At 74.5% G+C, this 24,605-nt stretch carries 16 protein-coding genes; 3 read left to right on the forward strand and 13 right to left on the reverse strand.

The features are described from left to right. Positions 1-960: a transglycosylase SLT domain-containing protein gene (locus tag AB0J53_RS09560; RefSeq protein WP_364170452.1), complete on the forward strand. Its 960-nt coding sequence runs from the start codon at positions 1-3 to the stop codon at positions 958-960. A gap of 42 nt (positions 961-1,002) precedes the next feature. Here the strand turns inward: AB0J53_RS09560 and AB0J53_RS09565 are convergent, their stop codons facing one another. Both AB0J53_RS09565 and AB0J53_RS09570 read right to left on the reverse strand, forming a co-directional pair. Beyond that, a complete protein-coding gene (locus AB0J53_RS09565) occupies positions 1,003-2,565 on the reverse strand; it encodes an MFS transporter (RefSeq protein ID WP_364170455.1) in 1,563 nt (520 codons plus the stop codon). An 81-nt stretch (positions 2,566-2,646) separates the two neighbouring features. Continuing rightward, positions 2,647-3,249: a TetR family transcriptional regulator gene (locus AB0J53_RS09570; protein WP_364170458.1), complete on the reverse strand. Its 603-nt coding sequence runs from the start codon at positions 3,247-3,249 to the stop codon at positions 2,647-2,649. A 99-nt stretch (positions 3,250-3,348) separates the two neighbouring features. Between AB0J53_RS09570 and AB0J53_RS09575 the strand changes: the two genes are divergently transcribed. Continuing rightward, the gene (locus AB0J53_RS09575; RefSeq protein ID WP_219511544.1) at positions 3,349-3,630 is read left to right on the forward strand and encodes a metal-sensitive transcriptional regulator; all 282 of its coding nucleotides are present in this window, start codon (positions 3,349-3,351) and stop codon (positions 3,628-3,630) included. 26 nt (positions 3,631-3,656) lie between these two features. On the opposite strand, the gene AB0J53_RS09580 is transcribed toward AB0J53_RS09575, so the two are convergent. The 9 genes from AB0J53_RS09580 to AB0J53_RS09620 all read right to left on the reverse strand — a co-directional run bounded on the left by AB0J53_RS09580 (position 3,657) and on the right by AB0J53_RS09620 (position 13,292). Further along, positions 3,657-4,460: an ABC transporter ATP-binding protein gene (locus AB0J53_RS09580; protein WP_219511546.1), complete on the reverse strand. Its 804-nt coding sequence runs from the start codon at positions 4,458-4,460 to the stop codon at positions 3,657-3,659. Further along, complete coding sequence (locus AB0J53_RS09585) at positions 4,439-5,464, reverse strand: iron chelate uptake ABC transporter family permease subunit (RefSeq protein WP_364170462.1); 1,026 nt, start codon at positions 5,462-5,464, stop codon at positions 4,439-4,441. Before AB0J53_RS09585 ends, AB0J53_RS09580 begins: the two co-directional genes overlap by 22 nt. Further along, positions 5,461-6,504, reverse strand: coding sequence for an iron ABC transporter permease (locus AB0J53_RS09590; RefSeq protein ID WP_364170465.1), 1,044 nt, complete (start codon positions 6,502-6,504; stop codon positions 5,461-5,463). Before AB0J53_RS09590 ends, AB0J53_RS09585 begins: the two co-directional genes overlap by 4 nt. Before the next feature lie 47 nt (positions 6,505-6,551). Further along, a complete protein-coding gene (locus tag AB0J53_RS09595) occupies positions 6,552-7,604 on the reverse strand; it encodes an iron-siderophore ABC transporter substrate-binding protein (RefSeq protein WP_364170468.1) in 1,053 nt (350 codons plus the stop codon). 124 nt (positions 7,605-7,728) lie between these two features. Next, a complete protein-coding gene (locus AB0J53_RS09600) occupies positions 7,729-8,274 on the reverse strand; it encodes a DUF305 domain-containing protein (protein ID WP_364170471.1) in 546 nt (181 codons plus the stop codon). A 58-nt stretch (positions 8,275-8,332) separates the two neighbouring features. Continuing rightward, on the reverse strand, positions 8,333-9,724 hold the full coding sequence (locus AB0J53_RS09605; protein ID WP_219511553.1) for an amino acid permease: 1,392 nt from the start codon (positions 9,722-9,724) through the stop codon (positions 8,333-8,335). A 67-nt stretch (positions 9,725-9,791) separates the two neighbouring features. After that, positions 9,792-10,691: a dihydrodipicolinate synthase family protein gene (locus AB0J53_RS09610; RefSeq protein WP_364170474.1), complete on the reverse strand. Its 900-nt coding sequence runs from the start codon at positions 10,689-10,691 to the stop codon at positions 9,792-9,794. Then, positions 10,688-12,022, reverse strand: coding sequence for an aminopeptidase P family protein (locus AB0J53_RS09615; protein ID WP_308126073.1), 1,335 nt, complete (start codon positions 12,020-12,022; stop codon positions 10,688-10,690). The genes AB0J53_RS09610 and AB0J53_RS09615 overlap by 4 nt, the downstream gene beginning before the upstream one ends. Then, positions 12,015-13,292, reverse strand: coding sequence for an alpha/beta fold hydrolase (locus AB0J53_RS09620; protein ID WP_364170478.1), 1,278 nt, complete (start codon positions 13,290-13,292; stop codon positions 12,015-12,017). The genes AB0J53_RS09615 and AB0J53_RS09620 overlap by 8 nt, the downstream gene beginning before the upstream one ends. Before the next feature lie 156 nt (positions 13,293-13,448). Between AB0J53_RS09620 and AB0J53_RS09625 the strand changes: the two genes are divergently transcribed. Then, positions 13,449-14,333, forward strand: a complete 885-nt coding sequence (locus AB0J53_RS09625) for a diacylglycerol kinase family protein (RefSeq protein WP_357588228.1) — start codon at positions 13,449-13,451, stop codon at positions 14,331-14,333. A gap of 27 nt (positions 14,334-14,360) precedes the next feature. Here AB0J53_RS09625 and AB0J53_RS09630 read toward each other — a convergent pair whose 3' ends face one another. Both AB0J53_RS09630 and AB0J53_RS09635 read right to left on the reverse strand, forming a co-directional pair. After that, positions 14,361-19,775: an amino acid adenylation domain-containing protein gene (locus tag AB0J53_RS09630; RefSeq protein ID WP_364170482.1), complete on the reverse strand. Its 5,415-nt coding sequence runs from the start codon at positions 19,773-19,775 to the stop codon at positions 14,361-14,363. Beyond that, positions 19,772-24,601: an amino acid adenylation domain-containing protein gene (locus AB0J53_RS09635; protein WP_364170485.1), complete on the reverse strand. Its 4,830-nt coding sequence runs from the start codon at positions 24,599-24,601 to the stop codon at positions 19,772-19,774. The genes AB0J53_RS09630 and AB0J53_RS09635 overlap by 4 nt, the downstream gene beginning before the upstream one ends. Between the last annotated feature and the right edge of the window lie 4 nt (positions 24,602-24,605).

The following is a 24,605-nucleotide window of genomic DNA, read 5'->3' on the forward strand; positions in this document are numbered from 1 at the left end:
ATGGAGGTACGCCCGAGCCACGCCCCGCCCGCCCTCGTCTCCGCCCTCACGGCCGCCGTCCTCATGGCCGCCGCCGCAGGCTGCGGCGCCGAACCACGCACGGCGCCCCGGGCCGACCCGTCACCTGCCTCCCCGCAGCCGCAGCAGTCGGCGCCAGCATCGGCGTCAGCATCGGTGTCGGCGAGCCCGTCGGCGGATCCGGCCGCGCTCGACCTCCCCGCCCCCGACGAGCCCATCCCGGGTGACGCCGCCGAGCTCGCCAAGGCCCTCGAACGGACCAGCGCCGCGCTCGCCGACGCCGTCGACGCCTGGGACGGCGACGGCGACCCGCCCCGCGACGTCGAACTGCTCGCCCTCCACCAGCAGCGCATCTACCGCCACACCGCCCGCCACCCCAAGCTCGCCGCTCGCGCCTTCGCCCGCCTGCCCGCCCGGCTCGCCGCCGAAGCCAGGGACAACACCGCCGCCATCCGCGAACTGCTCTCCCTCGCCCACCCCGTCAAGGGCACCGGCGTCATCAAGGTCCGCCCCGCCCGGCCCGCGAGCGAGCTGCGCGGCTACTTCAAGAAGGCCGAGCGGCGCTTCGGCGTGGAGTGGGAGGTGCTGGCGGCGGTGATGTTCGCCGAGACGAAGTTCGGCAGGGTCCGCTCCGCCAGCCACGTCGGCGCCCAGGGCCCGATGCAGTTCATGCCCGCGACCTGGAAGGCGTACGGGATGGGCGGCGACATCCAGGACACCCGCGACGCCGTCATGGCGGCGGCCAACTATCTGCGCGCCACCGGCGCGCCCCGCGACTACCAGCGGGCGCTGCACGCCTACAACCCGTCGCAGGCGTACGTGGACGCGATCCTGCTGCACGCCAAGCAGATCAAACGCGACCCGCGCAACTACCTGGTCTACTACAACTGGCAGGTGTACGTGATCACCACCAAGGGCGAACGGCGCATCACCGGCCCCTGACCAGCAGTGCCCCCGGTCAGTGCCCCCGGTCAGTGCCCCCGGTCAGTGCCCGTGGCCGTGGCCCACGAAGGCGCCCGACGGGCGGCCCGGGGGCACGAGCAGGAGCGACACCGCCGCCGCCACCAGCGCGGCCACCGCGACGGCGGTCAGGGCGGTGGCGAACCCCGACACGTCACCGCCCGGAGCCAGCGCCGCGGCAGCCGCCGACGACACCAGCGCGACGCCGATCGACCCGCCCAGCTCATGGAACGTGTTCACCACCCCGGACGCCACGCCGGACTCGGCAGGGGAGACGTTCGCCATCGTCGTGCTCGTCGCCGTCACGAACGCCGGGCCGATCCCGAACGCCGCCACCACGAACCCCGGTAGCAACGTCGTGAACACGTTCCCGTCGGCGGACACCTGCGCCATCAGCCCGGCCCCGGCGGCGGTCAGCGCGAACGCCGCCACGGCGACCGGCCGGCCGCCGATCCGCCCCACCAGCCGGCCCGCCACGTGCGCGCCCGCCGTGATGGCCACCGCCACCGGCAGGAACACCAGCCCGGTCTCCAGCGGGCTGAACCCGCGGACATGCTGGAGATAGAGCGAGCTGAGGAAGAACAGGCCCAGCATCGACGCCGTGGCCATCAGCATCACGAACATCCCCGACAGCACCGGCCGCCGGGCCAGCGTCTCGGCCCGCATCAGCGGCGCGCGCACCTTCCGCTCCACGACCACGAACGCCGCATACCCGGCCACGGCGGCGGCCAGCACCCCCAGCGTCCCCGCCGAGCCCCAGCCCACCTCCCCGGCCCTGGTCAGCCCGTAGATCAGCAGCCCGGTGGCCCCGGTGACCACCAGCCCCCCGACCACGTCCACCCGCCCCCGACCCTCTCCGTGCGCCCCATGCGCGGTGTGCCCGCCGTGTGTGCCGTGCCCGTGCCCGTGGGCAGCCCCGGCGTGCGTGCCGGCCCCACCGTGCGCGCTCACCCCGGCGTGCGTGCCGGCCGTGCTGTGCTCGGCGTGCGCGGCGTGCTCGGCGGGGTGTGCCGGGGCGGGGGCGCGTACGGGGAGGCGGGAGGGGAGGATCGCGAGGACGGCCAGGCCGATGGGGACGTTCACGTAGAACGCCCAGGTCCAGCCGGGCCCGGCGGTGAGGAGGCCGCCGAGCAGGACGCCGGCGGCGGCGCCGGAGCCGCCGATGGCGGCCCACACGGCGAGGGCGCGGTTGCGCCGGTCGCCGTGGTAGGCGGTGGTGATGATCGACAGGGCGGCGGGGGAGAGCAGGGCGGCCCCGACCCCCTGGAGGGCGCGCCCGGCGATGAGGGCGGGCCCGTTCGGCGCGAGGCCGGCGGCCAGGGAGGCGACGGTGAAGAGCGCCAGCCCGGCGACGAGCAGGCGGCGGGCGCCGAAGGCGTCGGCGAGCCGCCCGCCGAGCACCATGAGCCCGCCGAAGCAGAGCGTGTAGGTGGTGACGACCCAGGTGAGCGCCTCCCGGTCGAGCGCCAGGTCGGCCCCGATGCTCGGCAGGGCGACCTGCACCACGGTGATGTCGACGATCAGCATGAACTGTGCCAGGCAGAGCAGCGCGAGCACGCTCCACCTGACGGGGTTTTGGACATTCATCGCCCGAACTCCTAACCTGAACACGTGTGTACGAGTTGCAGGACACCATACCCCCGTACCCCTTGTCCAGCCGGAGTCGCGTCAGGCGGCGCGGAAGGCCCCCAGCAGGGTCGCGCTCAGCACGCCGGCGGCGTCGGCCCGGTCGAGGCGGCCGGCCTCGATCTCCTGGGCGGCGGTGTGAAGCAGGCTGAAGAACGTGCTGACCAGCCATGACACCGGCAGATCGGTGCGGAAGGCGCCCTCGTCGCGGCCCCGGGCGATGAGCCGTTCGACCCGGGCGAGCGGCTGGTCGTGCCACTCGCGGATGCGTTCGGTCGACAGGGCGCGGTCGGCGGCGACGAGCAGCCGCCGGTGCCGGTCGAGCACCTCCCAGGAGGACGCGACGAGCCGCGTGAGCGCCTCGGCCGCCGGGAGGTCGTCGAGCGGCTCGGCCGCCAGCGTGGCCTCGGCCTGGCTCATGACGTGCGCGAACACGGCGTCGACGAGCGATTCGCGGGAGGGGAAGTGGCCGTAGAGCGTCACCCGTCCCACGCCCGCGGCCTTGGCGATGTCGGCCACGCTGGCCGCCGGGTCGGCGCTCAGCGCGCGGAGCGCGGCGTGCAGGATGGCCGCGATGTTGCGCTCGGCGTCGGCCCGCCGCTGCGGCGCGGGCGCTGTCGTGGTTCGTCGCTGGGTGGTCGCCATGTCATCGAGCTTAGGAGCGTCCCGGTTCCGTAACGGCTGCGGGGAATACCGGCAGGGGGTATGTTGTCATCTACGGGGACGACGGAAAGGAACGGGGCGATGGCCGGATACACGGGCAACAAGGGAGACCACCTGCGGCGGCTGCGCCGGGCCGAGGGCCAGGTGCGCGGGCTGCAGCGGATGGTCGAGGACGACAAATACTGCATCGACATCCTGACCCAGGTGTCGGCGGCCACCAGCGCGCTGCAGTCCTTCGCGCTCTCGCTGCTGGAGGAGCACCTGGCCCACTGTGTGGCCGAGGCGACGCTCAAGGGCGGCCCCGAGGCCGAGGCCAAGGTGAAGGAGGCCTCCGACGCGATCGCCCGCCTCGTCAGGTCCTGACGCGGCGGCCCGGGGCAGGGAGGAGCTCAGCGGCGGTCGTGCGGCACCACCATCGGGCTGGCCGTGCGCGGGTCGGGCACGATGTCGCACGGCAGCCCGTACACGTCGGCGACCAGCTCGGACGTCAGCACCTCCGCCGGCGGCCCCTGCGTGACCACCCGCCCCTCGCGCATCACGACCAGGTGGGAGGCGAACCGGGCGGCCTGGTTGAGGTCGTGCAGCACGGCCACGATCGTCCGGCCCTCGCCGTGCAGCTCCCGGCACAGCTCCAGCAGCTCGTACTGGTGGGCGATGTCGAGGAACGTGGTCGGCTCGTCGAGCAGCAGCAGGTCGGTCTGCTGGGCGAGCACCATGGCCACCCAGGCGCGCTGCCGCTGGCCGCCCGACAGCTCGGTGGCCCGCACGTGGGCGAGGTCGTGCAGCGCGGTGCGCTCCAGCGCGAACTCGATCGCGGCGTCGTCGCCGGGCGACCACTGGCGCAGCAGCGTGTGGTGCGGGTAACGGCCGCGCCGGACCAGGTCGCGCACGGTGATGCCGTCGGGCGCGACCGGGTTCTGCGGCAGGAGCGCGACGTGCCGGGCGGCCTGCCTGCCCCGGTACGACCACAGGTCCCTGCCGTGGAGCAGCACCTGCCCCCGGTCGGGCTTGCGCACCCGGGCCAGCGACTTGAGCAGCGTCGACTTGCCGCAGCCGTTCGGCCCGATGATCACGCTGAGCTCGCCGTCCGGGATGTCCAGGCTGACGTCGCGCACGACGGGGTCGCCGCCGTAGGAGATCGTGACGTCCCGGACGCCCAGCCCCGAAGTGCTCACAGTGTTCCCTTCCGCCATTCACGGGTCAGCAGGTAGCCGAGGTAGAGGCCGCCGACGGCCATCGTGTAGACGCCGACCGGCAGGTTGCCCGGAAGGGGCAGCTGCTGGGCGGCCAGGTCGGCGAGCACCAGCAGCAGCGCGCCGACGAGCGCCGACAGCAGCAGGTGGGGGCCGGGGCCGCCGGTCAGGCGGCGGGCGATCTGCGGCGCGGTGAGCGCGATGAACGCGATCGGCCCGGCGACGGCGACGGCGGCGGCCGACAGCACGACCGACAGCGTCACGGCGGCGGTCCTGGTGGGGCCGGGCTCCGCGCCGAGCCCGGCGGCCAGCTCGTCGCCCAGCTCCGTCATGTCCAGGCGGCGGGCCAGCAGCGCCACGAGCGGCGCGCACACCAGCACCACCAGCCAGATCGTGACCGCGTGGTCCCAGGACCGGGCCGACAGGCTGCCGTTGAGGTAGGCCATGAGCACGGTCGCCTTGTCCCGTTCGACGGCGTAGACGACGTACTGGGTGAGGGCCACGGAGATCGCCGAGACGCCGATCCCGGCCACGATGAGGCGGCCCGGGTTCTGGAACCCCGTCCCGGTGGAGACGTACACGACGGCCATGGCGAGCACGGCGCCCGCGAGCGCGCCGAGCGGCACCGGCAGCAGGCCGGGCAGGAACAGCGCGGCGGACGCGGCGCCCGCGCCCGCGCCGGCGGAGACGCCGATCACGTCCGGGCTGCCGAGCGGGTTGCGCGTCACGGTCTGGAACAGTGCGCCCGACAGGCCCAGCGCGGCCCCGGTGCCGATGCCCACGACCAGGCGCGGCCCGCGCAGCCGGCCCAGCACGAACGCCGCCTTGCCCTCGGCCCCGCCGAACAGCGCCTGCGGCAGGTCGGCGACGGGGATGCCGAGCCGTCCCAGTGACAGGGTGGCGACGGCGGCCACGGCGACGAGCGCCACGACCGCGGCGGCGGCGACGGCGCCGGCCCGCCCGACGGGGACGGCGATCACCCGTCCGATCTTGACGACCGTCATGCGTTGCCCTTCATCCTGCGTACGGCCAGCAGCAGCGCGGGGGCGCCGACGAACGCGGTGACGACGCCGACCATCAGCTCCTGCGGGCGCAGCACCAGCCGGCCCGCGACGTCGGCGAGCAGCAGCAGGGCCGGGCCGACGATCGCGGAGAACACGATCTGGGCGCGGAAGCCCACGCCGGCCAGCGCCCGCACGATGTGCGGCACGGCCAGGCCGACGAAGCCGATCGGGCCGACGGCCGCGGTCGCCGCCGCGCACAGCAGCGTCGAGGCGAGCAGCCCGCCGGCCCGCATGGCGGCGGGGCTGGTGCCGAGGGCCGCCGCGGTCTCGTCGCCGAGCGCGAGCGCGTTCAGTCCCGGCGCGATCAGCACCGCGACGAGCAGGCCGAGCCCCGCCAGCGGCAGCACCGACAGCAGCACGTCGAAGTCCCGGCCGCCGAGCGCGCCCACCACCCAGTAGCGGTAGCTGTCGAAGACGCGCGGCAGCCCGAGCGTCACGGCCTGCACGTACGCGTTGAGGACGGCGGTGACGACGGCGCCCGCCAGGACCAGCCGCACCAGCCCGGCCCCCGACCCGGCCGACCCGACGACGTGCACGAGCAGCCCGGCGAGCAGCGCGCCCGGCAGCGCCCACCACACCGCGCCCCACTGCCCCGACACGCCGAGGAACGCGGTGGCGGACACGATGCCCGCCGACGCGCCCGCGGTGATGCCGAGCAGGCTGGGGTCGGCCAGCGGGTTGCGGGTGATGCCCTGCATGAGCGTCCCGGCGACGGCCAGGCAGAGCCCGGCGAGCAGGCCGAGCGCGGTGCGCGGGTAGCGGCTCTCGATCACCGTGGTCGTGTTGGCGTCGGCGGTGCCGTCGAGCACGGCCAGCACGTCGCCGATCGAGGTGGGATGGCTGCCGAACGCGACGCTGGCGAGCACGGCGAACGCCAGCACGGCCAGCGAGGCGAGCAGGAAGAACAGCGGCCGGGCGACGCGGGCGCGGGTACTCCCCGGGCCCGCGCCGCCCGGCGCGGTGCGTGCTGTGAGCGTCATGTGGGGGTGGTCGTCATGTGGGGGCGGGCGTCCTCAACCGGTACGGGTTACTTGTCCAGCTTGGCGACGGCCTCGTCGATCAGCGGCAGGTAGCGGTCGATCACCCACGGCACGGTCAGCGGGTTGATGATCGACGACGCGGTGACGAACGGGGTGTCGTCGCTGGCCACCACGGCGCCGCGCTTGACCGCCGGGATCGCCGCGTACAGCTTCTGCGCCTCGATCTCCTTGCGGGTCTTCTCGTCGGTGTAGAAGGTGAAGACCAGGTCGCTCTTGGCGAGCTTCTGGGCGTTCTCCAGGCCGATCAGCGCCGAGTCGGTGCCCTCGGTCTCCTTGAAGGTGTCGACCACCGGGTCCACGGTGAGGCCGAGCGAGGAGACCATCTCCACCCGCTGCTCCTCGGGCTTGAACACGCCGAGCGTGCCGGGGCCGGAGGTGTAGATGTAGGAGAAGGTGACGTCCTTGTACTGCGGGCGGGTGGCCGCGGCGTCGGCGAGCTGCTTCTTGACCGAGGCGATCAGCTTGGGGGCCTCGGCGGGCTTGCCCAGCGCCTTGGCGACGATCTCGATCTGCTGGTCCCAGTTGGTGCTCCACGCCAGGTCCGGGTAGGCCACGGTCGGCGCGATGTCCTTGAGGATGTCGTACTGCTCCTGCGTGATGCCGGACCACGGGGCCAGGATGACGTCCGGGTCGAGCTCGACGATCGTGTCGAAGTCGATGTTCTCGCCGCCGGCGAACTGCTTGGGCAGGGTGCCGCCGGCCTTGGTCACGGCCTCGTGGATCCACGGCAGGTAGCCGGTCTTGTCGCTGCCCCACGGGTAGCTCTCGATGCCGACGGGGGTGTGGCCGAGCGCGATCGCGGTCTCCGCCGAGCCCTGGCCGAGGGTGACGACCCGCTGCGGCTGCTCGGTGATCGTCGCCTGGCCGAGCGCGCTGTCGATCGTCACCGGGAAGGCGCCGGCGGTGTCCCCGCCGCCGGTGCTCCCGGTCGGGGCGGGCGCGGCGGCCGGCGGCTCGGTGGAGCCGCAGCCGGTGACGACCAGCAGGGCCGCGGACAACAGGAGCGCGGACACGCGCACCCGGGGGAGCCTGAACTGCATGAATGTTCCTTGTTCCGTGGACGCGCGCGGCCACGTCCACATCACGGAGGAAAGGTGGGGCCAGCGCGGGTCACCAACTGACCTTCAACACTTAGGCAAGCCTAACCTACTGTCCGCTTCGTCATCAAACGGGGGTCTTGCGGGTGACGATCTCGTCGATCCGGGCCTGCTGGCTCTCGGCGATCTCCTCGGCGAGCTCGGCCGTCTCCCGGTGCGCCCCCTCGGCCTCCACGGTCTCGGCCATCCGCACGCCGGCCTCCAGATGATCCACGATCACCGACAGCCACTTGCGGTCGAACGCCTCGCCCGAGGTGCGCGCCAGCTCGGCGACCTGCTCGGGCGGCAGCATGCCGGGCATGGCGTGCGCGGAGCCGTGGTCCTCCGGCACGGCCCGCCCCCACGCGCGCAGCCAGGAGGCCATCAGGTCGATCTCCGCCTGCTCTCCCTCGGCCAGCGACTCGCCGAGCTCGCGCACGTACGTGTCGCGGGTGCGCTCGGCGGCCAGCTTCGCCAGCGCGATCGTCTGCCGGTGATGGGGGATCATCTCCTGGGAGAAGCGCACGTCGGCTTCCGTGTACCCCGCCTGCGGGGCGGGCGCGCCCGCGGCCGGCGAGCAGCCGGCCGCGAGCGCCACGACCGCCGCGACCCGGACGAGAACGGCCTTCAGCATCATGACCTCCAGGGCTTTGCAGGAGGTACGCACGCGGACGCCGCCCGGTTCGGCCCGCTCAGCCGTTCAGCGCGGAGTGGCGGCGGCTGTAGGCGAAGTAGATGACCAGCCCGATCGCGAACCAGACGGCGAAGCGCAGCCAGGTCATCGGGTCCAGGAAGGTGATCAGCCACAGGGAGAAGACGACCCCGATGGCCGGCACCACGGGCATCCCCGGCGTGCGGAACTGGCGGGGCAGGTCCGGCTGCCGGTAGCGCAGCACGATCACCGCCACGCACACCACCACGAACGCCAGCAGGATGCCGATGTTGGTCAGCTCGGCCGCCTCCCGGATCGGCAGGAACCCGGCGATCACCGCCGAGGCGGCGCCCACGATCCAGGTGACCCGCGACGGCACCCGCCGCACCGGGTGCACCTTGGCGAACCACAGCGGCAGCAGCCCGTCGCGGCTCATCGAGAACCAGACCCGCGTCACCCCCAGCATGAAGGTGAACATGACGGTCAGGATGCCGACGATCGCCCCCACCGCGATCACCGTCGCCAGCCCGGACAGCCCGACCGCCGCGAACGCCGAGGAGAAGCCGCTCTCGGGGTCGATGTCGCGGTAGTTCTGCATGCCGGTGAGCACCAGGGTCGCCAGCACGTACAGGATCATGGAGATGACGAGCGAGTAGATGATCGCCTTGGGCATGTGGCGCTGCGCGTCGCGCGACTCCTCGGCGGCGGTGCTCATCGCGTCGTAGCCGAACACGGCGAAGAACACCGTGGCCGCGCCGGTGATCGCGCCGCCGATGCCGAACGGGAAGAACGGCGAGTAGTTGGCCGTGTTGATGTGGAAGAACCCGACCGCGATCACCAGCAGCACCACGGCGACCTTGATGACGACCACGATGGTCTCGAACCGGGCGGCGGTGCGGATGCCGAGATTCAGCATGAAGGCGATGAGCAGGCAGAGCAGCACCGCGAACAGGTCGACGACGTGCCCCTCGCCGGTGCCGGGCGCGCCCAGCATCCAGGCGGGCAGCCCGAACCCCAACTGCTGCACCAAAAACCCGAAATATCCGGATATGCCGATGCCGACGACCGCCACGATCGCCGTGTACTCCAGCAGCAGGTCCCACCCGATCAGCCAGCCCACCAGCTCGCCCAGCACCGCGTAGCCGTAGGTGTAGGCCGACCCGGCCTTCGGGATCATCCCCGCGAACTCCGCGTACGAGAACGCCGCCGCCGCGCTGGCCACCCCCGCGATCAGGAACGACACCAGCACGGCGGGCCCCGCCGTCTGGTTGGCGACCGCGCCGGCCAGCGCGAAGATGCCCGCGCCGATGATGCCGCCGATGCCGATCGCGGTGAGCTGCCACAGCCCGAGCGAGCGCGACAGCTCGCCCTCGTGCTCCTCCGCGATCTGCTCCACCGGCTTGCGGCGGAAGATGCCGCGAGAAGAAGCCATGCCAGCCCCCCGACCAGCCAGATGTGTCCTGGATCACTCCATTCCCAGGTAGGGGGGCGCTATGCGGCTACACGTACCCCTTGTCGAGCACCGCCCGCGTGTCGCGGGTGATGCGGGCGGCCAGCTCGGGGGAGAGCGGCGTGCGCGGCGGGCGGCACGGCCCGCCCCTGCGCCCGGCCAGGTCCATCGACAGCTTGATGGACTGCACGAACTCCGTCTTGGAGTCCCAGCGCAGCAGCGGGTGCAGGTCGCGGTAGATCGGCAGCGCCCTGGCCAGGTCCGCCGGGTCGCCGGAGGTGGCCAGCCGGTACAGCTCGACCGTGGCCTTCGGGATCATGTTCGGGTAGCCCGCGATCCAGCCGACCGCCCCGGCGATGCCCACCTCCAGCAGCACGTCGTCGGAGCCGATCAGCACGTCCAGGCCCGGGGCCAGCTCGGCGATCTCGTAGGCGCGGCGCACGTCGCCGGTGAACTCCTTGACCCCGACGATCAGCCCCTCCCGGTACAGCTCCGCCAGCAGCTCCGGGGTCAGGTCGACCTTGGTGTCGATCGGGTTGTTGTACGCGACGACCGGCAGCCCGGCCCTGGCCACCTCCCGGTAGTGGCTGACGACGGCCTCCCGGTCGGCGCGGTAGGCGTTGGGCGGCAGCAGCAGCACCGACGAGGCGCCCGCCTCGGCCGCCTGCTCGGCCCACCGCCTGGCCTCGGCCGCGCCGTAGGCCGCCACGCCGGGCATCACGTGGAAGCCCTCGGGGGCGGCCTCGACGGCGGTGCGCACCACGCGGGCCCGCTCCTCGGGGGTCAGCGTCTGGTACTCGCCCAGCGAGCCGTTCGGGCAGACGCCGTCGCAGCCGCCCTCGGCCAGGAAGCGCACGTGCTCGGCGTATCCGTCGTAGTCGACCGACAGGTCGTCGTGGAAGGGCAGCGCGGTCGCGACGTGCACGCCGTGCCAGACGGGGGTGGTCATGCCTTCTCCTTGTGGTCGCTCATCCAGGTCTCCAGGCCGCCCGCGTCCAGGGGCAGCGCCGAGGAGAGGTTCTCCATGCCGTCGGCCGTGACGAGCAGGTCGTCCTCGATCCGCACGCCGACGCCGCGCAGCTCCGGCGGGACGGTCAGGTCGTGCGCGTGGAAGTACAGGCCGGGCTCGACGGTGAGCACCATGCCGGGCGCCATCGCCGCGCCGTGGTAGGCCTCGGGCCGGGACTTGGCGCAGTCGTGCACGTCCAGGCCCAGGTGGTGGCCGATGCCGCAGACGAGCCAGCGGCGGTGGTGCTGCCCCTGCTCCGACAGGGCCTCGTCGACCGACACCGGCAGCAGCCCCCAGTCGTCCAGCCCGCGCGCGATGACCTCCATCGCGGCGTGGTGGAAGTCGGTGAACCGGCGGCCGGGCGCCACCGCGGCCAGGCCCGCCCGGTGCGCCTTCTCCACCAGGTCGTGCACCCGCCGCTGGGTCTCGGTGAAGCGGCCGGAGGCGGGGAAGGTGCGGGTGACGTCGGCGGTGTAGTGGGCGCGCGTCTCCACGCCCATGTCGAGCAGCAGCAGCTCGTCCGGCAGCACCGGCCCGTCGCAGCGCACCCAGTGCAGCGTGGGGGCGTGCGCGCCGCTGCCGACGATCGTGGCGTAGCCGGGGCCGTTGCCGTGCGTGCGGGCGTAGCGGTCGAAGGTGCCCTGCAGCCAGCGCTCGCCGCCGCCCGCGACCGCCGCCGGGATCTCGCCGACGACGGCGGCGAACCCCTCCACGGTACGGTCCACCGCCTCGCGGAGCCGGTCCACCTCCCACTCGTCCTTGATCATGCGGAGCTCGGCGAGCACCCGCCTGACCTCGTCGGACGGCGGCTGCGGCTCGCCGTCGAGCTCGGCCAGGGGCCGCACCTCGACGCCCAGGGCCGCGGCCCACTCCGCCAGGGACGGCGACGGGCCCACCCACAGCTCGCCGTAGGCGGCGTCGGTGAAGAACTCCGGCTCGCCGGGGCCCGCCGGGGGCGGCAGGTAGAGCGTGCAGCCGCCGCCGGACACCACCGCCACGGCGTTCTCCACCGCGCACCCGGTCAGCCAGAAGAAGTCGCTGTCCACGCGGAAGTCGTAGAACGTGTCGTTGCTGCGCACCGGCGCCCGCCCGGCGGGCACCGTCACGCTCTGGCCGGGCAGCGCGGCGGCCAACCGGGCCCGGTGCGCGGCGGCGGCCTCGGCCGCGCCGGCGACCACCGGCGGCGTGCGGCGGGGCGAGTCCCAGCCCTTCGCCATGTGCTCGGTGAACGCCGGGATCTCTGAGAGTCTGGGCAGCTTGCCGTCACCCACCGGTGATTCCTCCTCCTTGTTCGGCGACGAGCTCCGTCAGCCTGGCGAACACCCGCTCGTCGCCGATGCCGTCGTGCTCGTACTCGTTGGTGACCCAGGCCCGCGCGTTGCCGACGCGGGAGGCGGTGTCCAGTTGCAGGCCGGAGTCCACGTACATGTCGTCGAAGTAGACGGCGGCGGCCAGCGGCACCTCGTTGGCGGCCAGCCGGTCGAGGTCGTAGAGCGGCGGCCAGTCCGCGCGCCCGGCGAGCAGCTCGACGGCGCCCCGGAACGGGCGCAGGGCGCGGATCTCCTCGAACATCCAGGGGTAGACCATCTCCCCGGTGAACAGCAGCGGCCTGGCCGTCTCCGCGAACTCCGGCCGCCGGGCGCGCTCCACCTCGGCCGCCCACGCGGTCGCGCCGGGGCCGTGCCCGTAGATGCTCTCCTGGAGCGCGGCGAACAGCGGGTTGTCGGCGTAGGACGAGCGGGCCAGCACCTGGTGCAGGAACGTCTCCGGCAGCCCGGCGGCCTCGTCGAGCAGCCAGTGCATGCGCTCGAAGCCGGGCTTCATGCCGAAGTCGAGGCCGAGCGACTGCAGCCGCCGCACGGTGAGCGTGTCGCCGTCGGGCAGCCGCACGTCGCCCTCGGCCAGCCGGTCGGCCAGCCGCGCGGCGGTCTCGGCGTGGTGCGGGTAGCGGCGGTAGAACTCGGCGTTCTTGGCCGCGACCCGGGGATAGGTGCGGCGGTAGACCTCGGCGGCGTCCGGCTCCAGGGCGGGCAGCCCGCCCGCAACGTAGCAGGCGCTCAGCCCCTCGGGGGCGCGCGAGAGGTACGTGAGCGTGAGGAAGCCGCCGTAGCTCTGGCCCAGCGTCGACCAGCGCCGGCCGCCGAAGACGGTCGTGCGCAGGTGCTCGGCGTCGGCCACGATCGAGTCGGCGCGGAAGAGCGCGAGGCGGGCGGCGCCCTCCTCGGCGGTGAGGCCGCTCATCAGCCGGCCGTCGATCCGCGAGCTGCGGCCGGTGCCGCGCTGGTCCAGCAGGATCACCCGGTGGGTTCTCAGCGCGTGGCCGAGCCAGCCGTCGCGGCCGGTCGGGCGCGGGCCCTTGCCGCCCGGCCCGCCCTGGAGGTAGAGCAGGCACGGCAGGTCCTCGCGGTCGCGGACCGGGTCGGCCAGCTCGCGGGCGAACACGGTGATCGTGCCCCGGTCCGGGGCCGACCAGTCGAGTGGCACCGCCACCTCGTGGTCGCGCACCCGCATCCCGGGGATCGTGTAAGTGGCGGTGATCAACCTTCTCCTTCGCGGGGATCACTCAGTAATGTGTGGCATTGCACTGGCACCCTAAATGTCCGGGAAGCCCGTTGCCAAGCGCCGGGACGTATGTGGATAAAGCGTGACACTGCCGGAGGTGCGTTAGCCGGGCGTGATCCGGGGCACCAAGCGGCCATGAGGCTCGTGGTGATCGGCAATCCGGCCGCAGGCGGCGTCGACGGGCGCACCCGCGCGGCCGTGCTCGACACGCTGGGCGAATCCGCCGACGTGCTCGCCCCCGACCTGCCGGAGCCCGGCGGCGTCGGCGCGATCCTGGCCGAGCACGCCGACCGCGTCCCCGTCGTCCTCGGCGGCGACGGCACCGTGCACGCCGTCGTCGCCGCGCTCCTCGAACGCGGCGAGCTCGGCTCCCGGCCCGTCGGGCTGGTGCCGCTCGGCACCGGCAACGACCTGGCCCGCGCCCTGGGCATCCCGCTCGACCCCCGCGAGGCCGCGCGGGCCGTCCTCCGGGGCCGCGAACGGGCCCTCGACCTGCTCGTCGACGACCGGGGCGGCGTCGTCGTCAACGCCGTCCACGTGGGCGTCGGCGCCCGCGCCTCCGAGCAGGCCGCCGCGCTCAAGCCCCTCCTGCACCGCGCCGCGTACGCCGCCGGGGCCCTCCTGGCCGGGCTGCGCACCAAAGGGTGGCGGCTGCGCGTCCGGGTCGACGGCGGGCTGGTCAGCGACGGGCGGCGGCGCGTGCTGATGGTGGGCGTCGGCAACGGCGTCTCCATCGGCGGCGGCACCCCGCTCGCCCCGCACGCCCGGCCCGACGACGGCCAGGTGGACGTCGTCGTCTCCTACGCCGTCTCGCCGCTGGCGCGGCTGGCGTTCGGGGCGCTGCTGCGGCGCGGCCGGCACCCCGAGCGCGGCGACGTGCTGACCGTGCGGGGGAGCACGGTGACGGTCGAGGGCGAGCCCGCCCCGGCCAACGCCGACGGCGAGCTCTGCCCACCGGCCCCCCACCGCACCTGGACCCTGCGCCCGGCGGCCTGGCGCGTCATCGTCCCGGCCGCCTGACGACCACGCCCGCGCCCGCGCCCCGGGTCAGGTGCCGGCGCGGGCCAGCTCCCGGTCGGCCTCCTCCTGTACGGCGTCGAGGTCGTCGGCGATCTCGGCGCCCGCCACCGCGTCCGGCAGGTCGTCCTCCATCCGCCGCAACGGCCGGTACCACAGGCCGAGCGCCCCCCACACGACCAGGAGCGCCCCGGTGACGGCCAGCAGCAGCCCGACGCCCCGGCCCGGCCCGACGCCGACGACGTCGCCGACCACGGTCCCGGCCAGCGCCCCGCCGGGTGCCAGCAGCGGCTCGAACAGCTCCGACAGCGGCGGCGCCGTCAGGAACGCCAGCGGCGTCATCGACACCGCCAGCATCTGGTTGGTGGCCAGCACCCGGCCCTGCAGCTCCAGCCCCACCTTGAGCTGGATGATCGACAGCCAGTGCGTGTTGAGCACGCTCAGGAACAGCCACGACATCAGCCCGCCGAACGCCGCCAGCGCCACCGACGGCCGCAGCCCGATGAGCACGATCCCCAGCCCGAACCCGCTGACGAAGCCCACCATGCCGATGGCCCGCCGCTCGGTGCCGTTCCAGAACACCATCACCAGCGCGCCGAGCACCGCGCCCAGGCCCTGCGCCGCCGTCACCGTCCCGACCGCCGCCACGTCGCCGAACGACAGCAGCACGGGCACGGTGATCGCCAGCGCGAGCATGCCCAGGTAGTTCTCCACGACGAAGAACGCGATCATGATCATCAGCGGCCTGCGCCGGACCAGGAACCGCCACCCGCCGGCCACGGCCTGCGTGAACGTCTCCTCCAGCCGATGGAACATCCGGTCCGGGAACCGCACGAGCAGCAGCGTCGCCAGGCCGATCACGAACGTGACGATGTTGACCGCCACCACCCCGTGCACGCCGATCAGCGTGATCAGCGCCGCCCCGGCCAGCGGGGCCAGCAGCATGCCGAGCCCGGTGCCGAGGTTGGCGACCGCGTTGGCCTGCATGAGGTACGGCTTCGGCACGAGCTGGGCGACGGCCGCCAGGTAGGCGGGCCGGTGGAAGGCGGTCACCAGCGACAGCACGCCGGAGACGATCCCGACCTGCCACACCTCCAGCCGCCCCGCCACCAGCAGCGCCACCAGCGCGGTCGTCGCCACCGCCGACACCGCGTCGCACGTCAGCATCACCAGCCGCCGGTCCACCCGGTCGGCGACGGCGCCGCCCAGCGGTGAGGCCAGCAGCGACGGCAGCGTGGCCAGCATCGTGACGAGCGCGTAGTCCGACACGCGCCCGCTCTCCTGGTAGGCCCACACGCCCAGCGCGAACGAGGTGAGCGCGCTGCCCAGCAGCGACGCCGTCTGCCCGACGGCGACCGTGTAGAAGCGGCGCAGGTCCCTGCGCGCCCGCTCGCCCACCACCTCGACCTCGGCGACCGGCTCGGGCACCCGCCCGGCCTCCCAGTCGGCCAGGTGCGCGTCCATCAGCTCGGCCAGCCGCGTCGCCTGGTGCTTGAGGAAGTAGTGGCCCGCGCGCGGGATCGTGGCCAGCGCCACCCGCTCCGCGAACGCGCCCCACTCGCGGTAACGCTCCTGGTAGAGCTCCGTGGAGCGGTCACGCTCGCCGATCACGCACAGCACCGGCGCGCTCAGCTTGCGGGCGCCGCCCGTGGCCAGCTCACCGCTGAACCACGCCTGCGCCTCCTCCACGTCGTGCCGCAGCCCGCGCAGCATGATCGTGGTGTCGCCGGTGTCCTCGTCCAGCGCGCCGAGCGTACGCAGGAAGTCGCGCTGCGAGCGGTCCGACGACCAGCGGTTGGCCGGGAACCTGCGGTTCCACCACGCGGACAGCCGCCCAGGCAGCCGGGCGTCGGGGAAGCTGCCGCCGACGAACAGCCCGGCCACCGGCACCCCGGCCTCCTCCAGCCGCAACGCCAGCTCCGTGGCCGTCGCCGACCCGACGCAGTGCCCGTACAGGGCCACCGGGCCGGTGGTCAGCGGCGCCAGCTCCTCGATCACCCGGCCGACCAGCTCCGGCAGCGTGAGCATGGCCTCGTCGGGCCGCGCCGGGTCGTGGCCGGGCAGCTCGACGGCCAGCACCGCCGTCCCCGGGTGGCGGGCCGCCAGCTCCGTCGCCAGCGGCCCGTACGCGGCGGCCGAACCGCCGCCGTACGGCACGCACAGCACGGTACGGGTCGCCACGGCGGGACCGGCCAGCCGGTGCAGCAGCCCCGGCTCGCCCCCGTCGCCCGAGTCCAGGTGCGCGGCCAGCTCGCGGATCGTCGGCCGGGTGAACAGGTCGATCACCCGCAGCGCCGGGTCGATGTCGCGCACCGCGCGCACCGCCATGAACGAGTCGCCGCCCAGCGCGAAGAAGTCGTCCTCCACGCCCGGGTCCGCCACGCCCAGCACCCGCGCCCACACGGCGGCGATCCGCTCCTCCGTCGGCGTCGCCGGCGCGACCCGCTCACCGGCGGCGGCCGCCTCCGGCATCGGCAGCGCGGCCCGGTTGACCTTGCCGAGCGGGGTGAGCGGCAGCGCGTCCAGCGCCATGATCGCGGGCGGCACCATGTACTCCGGCAGCCGCTCGCGCAGCCCCGCCCGCACCGCGGCCAGGTCCACGTCCGCCGGGGCGATCCAGGCGGCCAGCCGGCGGTTGTGCGCCTCGCCGACCGGCAGCACCGCCGCCTCCAGCACGCCCGGCTGGTCGTGCAGCGCCGCCTTGACCTCGCCCAGCTCCACCCGGAAGCCGCGGATCTTCACCTGGTCGTCCACCCGGCCCAGGAACTCGATCATGCCGTCGGCGTTCAGCCGCACCCGGTCGCCCGTCCGGTAGCAGCGCGTCGTCCCCGTCACCGGGTCCGGCACGAACCGCTCGGCCGTCAGGTCCGGCCGGCCCAGGTAGCCGCGGGCCAGGCTCGGCCCGCCGATCCACAGGTCGCCCGGCACCCCGGCGGGCAGCGGCCGGCCCGCCGCGTCGACCACGTGACAGTCGACGTTCGCCAGCGGCCTGCCCAGCGGCACGTTCGCCGACCCGGTCGGCGTCTCGGGCGCGGTGCAGCTCAGCACCGACACCACCGTCTCGGTCGGGCCGCAGTGAATCTGCAGCTCCACGCCCGGCCGGGCCGCCCTGACCCGCTCGGCCAGGTCCCACGAGGTGGCCTCGCCCGCCAGGATGAGCAGGTCCGTCGGCAGCATCGCGGCCAGGTCGCCGTGCGCCGCCAGCAGCTCCAGATGGCTCGGCACCATCTTGATCACCTCGACCGGGTGATCGGCCAGGTAGCCGGCGAACGCCTCCGGGTCCGTCGCCGCGTCCTGGTCCAGCAGGTGCACCGTCGTGCCGCTGAGCAGCGCCCCGAACAGGCAGGTCATGACCAGGTCGGAGGCCATCGTGGACACCACGCCCCACGACGTGTACGGGCCGCCCACGCGCTCGGCCACCGCCCGCAGGTAGTGCAGCACCGCCCGGTGCTCGACCGCCGCGCCCTTCGGCCGCCCGGTCGAGCCCGAGGTGAACAGCACGTGCGCCAGGTGCTCCGGCGCCACCTCGACCCCCGGCGGCGTCTCCGGCAGGCCGGCGGCGAGCACGTCCTCCAGCACCAGCGCGCCCGGCAGCCGCCCGGCCAGCGCCCGCTCGGCCAGCACCAGCCGCGCCCCGCACGACACCATGTACGCCAGCCGCTCGTCCGGGTAGGCCGGCTCCAGCGGCATGTACGCGGCGCCCGCCTTGAGCACCCCGAGGATCGCCGGGATCAGCGGCCCGTGCCGCTCGGCCAGGATGCCGACCACGTCGTCGGCGCCGACCCCGGCCGCGACCAGGTGGTGCGCGATCCGGTTCGCCTGCCGCTCGACCTCGCCGTACGTCATCGTGCCCGCCGGGTCCGACACCGCGACCGCGTCCGGGGTGCGGGCCGCCCAGTCCTCGAACCACGCGTGCAGCGGCCTGGACAGGTCGAACTCCCGGCGCGGGCCCGCCGCCACCGGCCCGTCCACCGGCTCCAGCGGCACCGCCGCCACCGGGGCGTCCAGGTCCGCGAGCATGCCCTCCAGCAGCGTCACGTACCAGCCCGCCATCCGGGCCGCCGTGCCCGCGTCGAACAGGTCGGCCCGGTAGGCCAGCGTCCCCCGGTAGCCGCCGTCGCCGGCGTGGGCCAGCGCCAGGTTCAGGTCGTACTTGGCCGTCCGCAGCGGCGGCTCCGACACCTCCACGTCCAGCCCCGGGAAGCGCGGCGGCTCCGGGCGGGAGTCCACCACGTTCAGCACCGCCTGGACGATCGGCGTCGTCGCCAGGTTCCGGTCCGGGTGCAGCTCCTCCACCACGCGCTCGAACTGCGTCTCCCGGTGCGCGAACGCGTCCAGCGCCATGCCGCGCACCCGCGCCAGCAGCTCACGCCCCGTCGGCTCGCCCGACCGGTCGCCCCGCATCACCAGCGTGTTCACGAAGCAGCCCAGCATCCGCTCGGTGTCCGGATGCAGCCTGCCCGCCTCCAGCACGCCCACCGGCACGTCGTCCGTCGCCGACACCCGGCCCAGCAGCTCCTGCCAGGCCGCCAGCAGCACCATGAACGGCGTCGCGCCCGCCTCCCCGGCCGCCGCGCGCACCCGCGCCGCCAGCTCCGGGCCGAGCCGCACCGGCACCTCGCCGCCCGCCCAGTCCGCCACCGTCGGGCGCGGCCGGTCCGTGGGCAGGTCCAGCACCGGCTCCAGGCCCGCCAGCCGCTCCACCCACCAGCTCACGTCCGGCTCGGGTTGCCCGGCGAGCCACTGCGCGTAGTCGCCGTACTGCACCCTCGGCGGCTCCGGCCGCTCGGCCACGCCCAGCGCGGCCGCGTACAGCGCCGCCAGCTCGGCCAGCGCCACGTCCCGCGACCAGGCGTCGAACGCGACGTGGTGCACGGTCAGCAGCAGCACGTGCTCCTCGTCGCCCAGCCGGTACAGCACCGCCCGGGCGGGCGGCTCGGCGTCCAGCGCGAACGGCCGGTACGCCTCCCGCTCCAGCCGCTCCGGCAGCGCCTCCGCCGTCACGTCCTCGGCCGTGACCGGCACCCGGGCGGCGTCCACCACCGTGGTGCGGTCCTGCTCGACCAGCGTGCGCAGCACCTCGTGCCGCTCGGCCAGCTCCCGCACCGCGCCCAGCAGCGCCGCCGGGTCCAGCGGGCCGCGCAGCCGCACCACCGTCGGCACATTGTACGCGCCCCGGTCGCCCGGCTCGGCGAGCTGCGCCAGGAACCACAGCCGCGCCTGCGCTGGCGACGGCGGCGCCTCCCCGGCGCGCACCGGAATCCCCGGCACCGCCCGCGCCACGGCCCGCCGCGCCGCCGCCAGCCGATCCTCGACCCGCCGCCTCCGCCCCTCAGACGCGCCACCCCCGGAGGGTCCGCCAACCCCGGAGAGGCCCGCACCCCCGGAGGGGCCGCGCGCGTCCGTCGAGGGGCCGGTCAACGGGGTGGTCGCCTGTTCGGTCACGGGGCCACCTCCACGTCCGCGTCCAGCAGCTCCTCGACGCCCGCCGCGAAGTCGCCCAGCACCGGCCGCTCGAACAGCAGCCGCACCGGCACCTCCATGGCCAGCGCCTCCCGGAGGCGTCCGGCGACCAGCATGGCGGCCAGCGAGTGACCGCCGAGGGCGAAGAAGTCGTCGTTCACCCCGGCCGCGGCCACTCCGAGCACCGCCTGCCACACCTCGGCGACGAGCAGCTCGGCCTCGGTGGCGGGCGGGACGACGGTGCGGGCGGCGGCGAGGTCGGGCTTGGGCAGCCCGCCCCGGTCGAGCTTGCCGGAGGAGGTGGTGGGCAGCGCGTCGAGCCTCACCCACTGCCGGGGCACCAGGTAGTCGGGCAGCCGTTCGCGCAGGGCGGCCTCGACGGCGGGGGCGTCGCCGCCGACGAGGTAGCCGACGAGGTGGTCCTCGTGCACGGTGACCACGGCGTCGGCGACGAGCTCGCGCAGCGCCGCCTCGATCTCGCCGAGCTCGATGCGGTGGCCGCGCACCTTCACCTGGTGGTCGCGGCGGCCGAGGAAGGACAGGGTGCCGTCGTCGCGCCATCGGGCCAGGTCGCCGGTGCGGTAGCGCCGTTCGCCGGGCGCGAGCGGGTCGTCGGTGAACGCCTCGGACGGCAGCCCCCGGTAGCCGCGGGCGACTCCGGCGCCGCCGATCCACAGCTCGCCGGGCACGCCGGGCGGCACGAGCCGTCCCGCCTGGTCGAGCACGTACGCCCGCTCGCCGGGCAGCGGCCCGCCGATGGGCACGCTGTCGCCGGTGACCCGGTCGATCCTGGTCATGGTGGAGTAGACGGTGGTCTCGGTGGGCCCGTAGGAGTTCCACAGTTCACCGACGCGGGCGACGAGCTCCCCGGCGAGGACGGGGTCCAGCACCTCGCCGATGCTCACGACCCGTACGCGGTCGCCGCCGGTCCATCCGGCGGCGACGAGCATCCGCAGCGTGGTCGGGGTCGCGGTGAGGAGCGTCACTCCGCTCTCGCCGATGCGGCGCGCGACCACGTGGCCGTCCACGGCCGACTCCCGGTCGAGCAGTTCGAGGCGGAGCCCGTTGCACAGGCTGACCCACAGGTCGAAGCCGAACACGTCGAAGGAGAACGGCGTCAGCCCGAGCATCACGTCGTCGTCGCGGACGCCGGGCACGGCCCGCATCGCGCGGACGAACGCCGACAGGTTGCCGTGCGTGACCTCGACGCCCTTGGGGCGGCCGGTGGAGCCGGAGGTGTAGAGCACGTACGCGGTCGTCTCCGGCGTGGCGGCGACCTCGGTGAACCCGGCACCGGGCAGGTCGGCGCCGGGCAGGTCGGCCAGGTCGACGACGACCGCGCCGGTGGACTCGGCCAGGCCGCGCGCCACGGCGACGGTGTCGCCGGCGGCCAGCACCACGCGGGCGCCGGAGTCGGCGAGCTGGCGGCGCAGCCGTTCGGCCGGGTGGTCGGGCTCCAGCGGCACGTACGCCGCCCCGGCCCGCGCGACGCCGGCGAGGGCGGCGGGCAGCCACCGGTCGCGCGGCAGGCACACCCCGGCGACGCGCTCGGCGCCGCTGTCGAAGGCGCCGTCGAAGGCGCGGGTGAGTGCCGCGGCGACGCGGGCGGAGGCGTCCGCCAGTTCCGCGTACGTGAGCGAGCCGGTCCCGTCGGCGACCGCCACCCGCGCGGGGTGCAGGCGGGCCTGTTCCAGCAGCTCGTGGACGACGGTCGGGTGCTGGGCGGCGGCCAGCGGCGCGCCGGTGCCCCAGCGCAGCAGCGTCGCCCGCTCCTCGGCGGTGACGAGCTCGAACGCCGACAGCGGCTGGTCCGGCCCGGCGACCGCGGCCTCCAGCAGCCGCATCAGCCGGTCGGAGAACGCCTCGGCCTCCTCCCGCTCGAACAGGTCGACGTCGTACTCGATCTGGATCTCGACCCCGTCGGCGGTGGTGTTGACGAACAGCGTGTACGGGGCCTGGGCGCCGCCGCCGCTCAGCTCGCCGAGCAGCTCGACCTGGAGGCCGCCGCCCGTGAGCCGCACCGGGACGGCGGGCGGCTGGTAGGACATGACGACGGGCGTGAGCATGGTGCCGCGCGGCCGTTCGATGCCGGAGACGGCCAGGCGTTCCTCGGGCGCGAGCCCCACGTGGTCGAGCGAGCGGGTGGTGGCTGCGGCCGCCTGCACGACGGCGCGCCGCACGGTGAGCTCGCCGTCGAGGCGCAGCCGTACGGGCAGCACGTCGACGAGCGGGCCGACGAGCCCTTCCAGCTCGGGGTGGGCGCGGTCGGCGACGGCGGCGCCGAGCAGCACGTCGGGCCGGTCGGTCTGGGCGGCGACGAGCAGCCCGAGCACGGTGAAGTAGACGGCGAATGGCGTGGTGCCGGTGGACGCGGCGAGCTCGCCCACGCGGGCGGCCGTCGCGGGCGGCACCTCGCGCAGCAGGCGCGTGCCGCGGAACCGGCTCGGCCCCGACTGGGCGCGGGCCGACAGGTCGTACGGGGGTGCGGCGCCGGCCAGTTCCTCGGCCCAGAAGGCGCGCAGCCGCCCGATCCGGTCGGGGTCGGCGGCCAGTTCGCGTTCCAGCAGGGCCACGTCGCCCACCTGGACGGGCTGCTCGGCCACGGTGCCGGTCAGCGCGGCCATCAGGGTGGCGTTGGACCAGCCGTCGTAGGCGGTGTGGTCGGTGACGACGATCAGCTCGGCGCTGCGCTCGTCGAGCCAGAGCAGGGCGGCCCGCAGCAGCGGCACGTCGGTGTACAGGTCGAAGCCGTGCACGGCCAGGCGTTCGGCGAGGCCGGGGGAGTAGGGGTGCTCCTCCAGCGGCACCGGCGCGGGCGGCCGCACCTCGGCCATCGGCTCGCCGTTGTCGCCGATGACGGTGACCGAGCGCAGCACCTCGTGCTCGCGGACGAGCGCGTCCAGCGCGGCCCGCACCGGCTCGGCCGACTCCAGCCCGGTCAGGCGCAGCCGGAAGGCGAGCGTGGTGGCGTTGGCCGTCCGGCTCACCTCGCGCAGCAGCCACATGCCGTGCTGGGCGGCGGTGAGCGGGTAGCGGTCGCGGCCGGCGTGGCGGGACAGCCTCGGGCCGGGGGCGCCGTCGCCGATCTGCACGAGCGGGGCCAGCTCGGCGATCGTCGGCCGCCCCAGGAACGTGGTCAGCGCCACCCGGGCGCCCAGCTCGCGCTCGATGACCGCGCAGATCCGGGCCGCCGCCAGCGAGTGGCCGCCGAGGTCGATGAAGTGGTGGTGGATGCCCACCCGGTCGACGCCGAGCACCTCGCCGACGATCGCGGCCAGCCGCCGCTCGACGTCGTCGCGGGGCTCGACGTACGGGCCGAGCTCGGGGGCGAACTCCAGCGCGGGCAGCGCGGCCCGGTCCACCTTGCCGGTGGGGCCGAGCGGAATCCGTTCCATGATCGCGATCCGGGACGGCACCATGTAGTCGGGCAGCCGTTCCCGCATCCACGCGCGCAGCTCCGCCTCGGCGGGCTCCTGGCCGGGGGCGGGCTCGACGTAGGCGACCAGGCGGCGCACGTCGCGCGCGTCGGTCCGGGTGAGCACGACCGCGTGGTTGACGCCGGGGTAGCGGGTCAGCGTGCCCTGCACCTCGCCCAGCTCGACGCGGAACCCGGCCACCTTGACCTGGTCGTCGTTGCGGCCCGCGTAGTGGCAGACGCCGTTCTCGCGGCGGACCAGGTCGCCGGTGCGGTAGTGCCGTACGCCGTCGTCGTCGGTGACGAACCGCTCGGCGGTGAGCTCGGGCCGGTTCAGGTAGCCGCGGCCGACCAGCGGCCCGGCCACCCACAGCTCGCCGACCTCGCCGTCCGGCAGCGGGCGGCCCTCGGCGTCGCGCACGCTCAGCAGCGAGCCGGCGTAGGCGGTGCCGATGGGCGGCTCGTCCTGACCGTCGCGGTACACCTCGGAGGACGTGCAGGTCACCGTGCACTCGGTGGGTCCGTATACGTTTACGATCCGGCGAACGCCAGGGTTGGCGTAGATGCGATCGGCCAGCGCCCTGGTGAACGGCTCGCCGCCGGCGATCACCATCCGCACCCCGGCGGGCAGCGGCTCGTTCAGCAGCGCGACCAGCGCCGACGGCGCGCCGTACACGGTCGTCACCTCGTCGCGGGCGGGCAGCGCCGACAGCGCCAGCAGGTTGTCGGCCACGATCACGGTGCCGCCGCAGACCAGCGGCAGGAACATCTGCGTCACCGACGGGTCGAAGCACACCGAGGTGGCGAACAGCATCCCGCCGAGCTCGCCCGCGTAGACGTCCGCCTCGTGGCGCAGCAGCGCCATGGCGTTGCCGTGCTCGATGACCACGCCCTTGGGCCGCCCGGTCGAGCCCGAGGTGTAGATCACGTACGCGGCGTCGGACGGGCCGCCGGCCACCGGCTCGTACGGGAGGTCCCCGGTCAGGGACTCCACGAGCAGCGCCTCGGCCCCCGACGCGCGCAGCACGGCCTCCTGCCGCCGCGCCACCGGCTCGGAGGTGATGAGCTGGGCCATGCCCGCGTCGGCGGCGATGAACTCCAGCCGGTCGGCCGGGTAGGCCGGGTCGAGCGGCACGTAGGCCGCGCCCGCCTTCCACACGCCCAGCAGGGCGGCGATCAGGGACTCGTCCCTGTCGAGGCAGACGCCCACGGAGTCGCCCGGGCCCGCTCCCCGGCTGCGTAACTCCCCGGCTATCCGCTCGGCGCGGGCGTCGAGCTCTTCGTACGTCATGCGAGTCGTGCCCGCCACCACGGCGATGCGATCGGGGGTGCGCCGCACCTGTTCCGCAAAGGCCTCGTGAACGCGGTCGTTGTCGAGGTTGCTGCCAACCACCAAG

Source organism: Nonomuraea sp. NPDC049725, assembly GCF_040674795.1.
In the GTDB taxonomy this organism is placed as follows: Bacteria; Actinomycetota; Actinomycetes; order Streptosporangiales; family Streptosporangiaceae; genus Nonomuraea; species Nonomuraea ceibae.

What these genes read in the sequence shown, in the direction of transcription:
- AB0J53_RS09610 (WP_364170474.1), bottom strand. Translation starts at nt 10,691, where the DNA reads ATGACCACCCCCGTCTGGCACGGCGTGCACGTCGCGACCGCGCTGCCC.
- AB0J53_RS09565 (WP_364170455.1), bottom strand. Translation starts at nt 2,565, where the DNA reads ATGAATGTCCAAAACCCCGTCAGGTGGAGCGTGCTCGCGCTGCTCTGC.
- AB0J53_RS09575 (WP_219511544.1), top strand. Translation starts at nt 3,349, where the DNA reads ATGGCCGGATACACGGGCAACAAGGGAGACCACCTGCGGCGGCTGCGC.
- AB0J53_RS09570 (WP_364170458.1), bottom strand. Translation starts at nt 3,249, where the DNA reads ATGGCGACCACCCAGCGACGAACCACGACAGCGCCCGCGCCGCAGCGG.
- AB0J53_RS09625 (WP_357588228.1), top strand. Translation starts at nt 13,449, where the DNA reads ATGAGGCTCGTGGTGATCGGCAATCCGGCCGCAGGCGGCGTCGACGGG.
- AB0J53_RS09590 (WP_364170465.1), bottom strand. Translation starts at nt 6,504, where the DNA reads ATGACGCTCACAGCACGCACCGCGCCGGGCGGCGCGGGCCCGGGGAGT.
- AB0J53_RS09600 (WP_364170471.1), bottom strand. Translation starts at nt 8,274, where the DNA reads ATGCTGAAGGCCGTTCTCGTCCGGGTCGCGGCGGTCGTGGCGCTCGCG.
- AB0J53_RS09585 (WP_364170462.1), bottom strand. Translation starts at nt 5,464, where the DNA reads ATGACGGTCGTCAAGATCGGACGGGTGATCGCCGTCCCCGTCGGGCGG.
- AB0J53_RS09560 (WP_364170452.1), top strand. Translation starts at nt 1, where the DNA reads ATGGAGGTACGCCCGAGCCACGCCCCGCCCGCCCTCGTCTCCGCCCTC.
- AB0J53_RS09605 (WP_219511553.1), bottom strand. Translation starts at nt 9,724, where the DNA reads ATGGCTTCTTCTCGCGGCATCTTCCGCCGCAAGCCGGTGGAGCAGATC.
- AB0J53_RS09595 (WP_364170468.1), bottom strand. Translation starts at nt 7,604, where the DNA reads ATGCAGTTCAGGCTCCCCCGGGTGCGCGTGTCCGCGCTCCTGTTGTCC.
- AB0J53_RS09580 (WP_219511546.1), bottom strand. Translation starts at nt 4,460, where the DNA reads ATGGCGGAAGGGAACACTGTGAGCACTTCGGGGCTGGGCGTCCGGGAC.